Below are 2,755 nucleotides of genomic sequence, written 5' to 3'. Positions count from 1 at the left end.
AAGGCACGGTGCAGCGCGAGCCAATCGATTGCCTCTTCACTGGTCCCCTTCTCCGCCGTTCGCGCCCGCACCTCCGTCTCTGTCGCCTTCCATTGCGTTCCCCAAAGTCGCCAACGTCGCTGGCATAGGCGGGCCTGACGAAGATTATGGCGCGGAGGTCATGCCAGTCGTGCAGCCTGTGCCCGGGATCCAACAAGCAGATTAACAATAGATCAGACCTTGCCCATTTCCTCGATGTCCGCTTCTGAAGTCTGCGCGGTAAAGACCCAATACGACTAAGCGCATGGCCTTCAAGGGCGCACCGTTCAGCGACGATTTCGTGGATGGTCGCAACATCCCATTAGGCGACATTGGCGGGTCTGGGGTCGGAAGCAGATACCGTCCGCCGGGGGATGTCCGGAGTTAGGGGTACTTCGACCGTAGGCGACGCCGGGCGAGCAGCCTCTTTCAACTCATGTTGTCAGATCGACTGAGCGTGAGGACGGCCAGGCCCTAAAAGATGACAGTCAGCACGCGACGCGAAGGACCCGACCCGAAGTCGCCCCCTTGTGGACACATCTGGGGAGCCCGCGTAGGATTTTGGCTGGGTAGCAAGCCCGCTCAGCTGCCTTTTCGACGCAACATTTCAACAGTAGCCGTCGGTTCCGTATGAAGGTTGCTGCTCTGGTTGAGCGAACTTGGCACATCTCGATGCCGGCGGAGGAGCCGCCCAAAGTATCAAACGCCAACATCAGGGCCCACGTCAGAAAAGGCAATATTACCAAACCACTTCCGTTGGAGGAAACAGAATTTGATCATCTAGGCTCCAGACCCATGACCAGCAGAAGGTGATTGCTGCGATGTAGGCTGCGTTGAGGTAGTTGCAGGCTAAGAAATGGTCACGTCAGTCCGGCAGGCCCGCTTCTCGGAGCGCGCCGAGCAGAGTCAGAGAGTCGGATTCTTTTCGGAAAGTCTTCCAAAAGCGTACATTCGAAAGTCTGAACGACGGATGGGTACGCAGGACCTCGGCAGCTCTGGCCTGTGCCTGATCCGAGTGCCCGAGCCGAGCATAACACGCTGCCATCATTTCAGCTTTGATGAAATCCAACCCGGAAATCGTTTTCAGAAGGGCGACCGCAGAGGCATAGTCGGTTACGGTAAATAGCGCGGTCGCCTTCCAATAACGCATTATATCGGCGGTATGGGGGGTGTCAGCGTGAATTTCGAGAACTTTGTCGAGCCATTCGATCGCCTCGGTCGGCTCACCATGGAACAGATGGTAGACGCCCCGGTTTCCGATTATGTCGCCATCGTTAGGGTCTATGCGAAGGGCGCGTTGCACGCAGTCCCATGATTCTTCCCATCTGCCCATAGCGCAGTAAGTTCGGCTGAGCATCCGATAGGTCTGTGCTTCCTCGGGCGCGATCTCGGCCACCCGCAGGGCGTGATGGTGCGCCTGCGCGAGCCATACGCCGTTGGGGTCATCCCAGTGACCGTTCCAGAGATAGCAGAACCCAAGAACCGCATGGCCAACGTAAAGGTCAGGATCAAGGGTGAGCGCGGCCTCTCCGCAGGCTATAGCCTCCAACATCAAGACTGGATCGACCCGATGTAGCAGTTCCATGCCTCTGTAAGCGTAGTCGTATGCGTTGTAGTCCTGACGCCTTTTCTGACCGATGTCGCGGACCACATCCTGCCAGATGCGCTCAGTCAGAATAGACGAAATTCGCTTTGCGATCTCGTCCTGAACCGCGAACTCGTCGTCCATAGAGCGATCGTAGCGATCCGCCCAGACATGATTGCCTGAGACGGCGTCGATCAGCTGTACCGTGATCCGGGCGCGGCCGCCACTCTGGCGAATACTGCCCTCCAGCACATAGCTAACACCCAACGCCTTAGCGACTTCACGGATATCCGGCGATTTGCCCTTATAGGCGAATGTTGAGTTGCGCGATGTCACGTCGAAGGAATGTGACCGGGAGAGCGCGGTGATGATATCCTCGCTCATTCCGTCAGCGAAGCCGTCCTGTGCGGCGTCACCCGACATGTTGTTGAAGGGGAGAACGGCGATGGCGGGCTTGCCAGATTGCAGCGCTGTGGGGCGAGGAACCTCCAAAGGCGCTGCGCCATGAAGGATGACCCCATAGGCTCGCAGCGGTTTGGCGATGTTTTTGACTGCCTGTGCGCCCATGTCCTGCAAGGCAAGGTCCAGCTTGCCCCGAACCTCGTCTTGTACCTCGCCTGAGAGGCAAATGCCGCCAGGATCGGCAAGGGCTTCGAGCCGGGCGGCAATGTTGACGCAGTTGCCGTATATATCACCGTCCTCGTCAATCACATCGCCCGAGTTAACGCCAATGCGAAAACGCAGGTCCCCTTCTGCTGCACCGCTCTGCCAGGCGACCGCACAGCCGACAGCATTGACCACGCTGTCGAACTCGACCAGGAATCCGTCGCCCATCAGTTTGAATACCCGGCCACTATGGTCGGCGATCAGGGGTTCGATCCGTTCCTTACGCAGCCGCGTCAGACGCGCCAACGTGCCGGTCTCATCTTCCCCCATCAGGCGGCTGTAGCCCACCACATCAGCGGCCAATATTGCCGCGCGGCGTCGTTCCACGCGTGTCTCCTTTTATGGGATGGTATACGCAACAACCCTAGAGGGCCAGCACGTTTCTGGCGTCTGACTGATGTCCGGTCCTGTGCAGGTTTCTCGGACGCGGGGAGGTGCCAGCCGTGATGGTCGTTAGCTTGCTCGCGTCCGAGAAGCGCCAAGGCC

2 protein-coding genes are annotated in these 2,755 nt (G+C 58.5%); one reads left to right on the top strand and one right to left on the bottom strand.

The genetic code is table 11. From position 1 onward, the window contains the following. Positions 1-205: hypothetical protein (locus AC33YF_RS13585; RefSeq protein ID WP_491777749.1), on the top strand; the 205-nt coding region annotated here is incomplete at its 5' end. A 678-nt stretch (positions 206-883) separates the two neighbouring features. Here the strand turns inward: AC33YF_RS13585 and AC33YF_RS13580 are convergent. Next, positions 884-2,596, bottom strand: a complete 1,713-nt coding sequence (locus AC33YF_RS13580) for an adenylate/guanylate cyclase domain-containing protein (RefSeq protein WP_491777748.1) — start codon at positions 2,594-2,596, stop codon at positions 884-886. Positions 2,597-2,755: the final 159 nt, after the last annotated feature.

It is taken from the genome of Methyloceanibacter sp., assembly GCF_058506495.1.
Note: the sequence above shows the minus strand (reverse complement) of the source record. Positions and strands in the feature narration are given on the sequence as shown.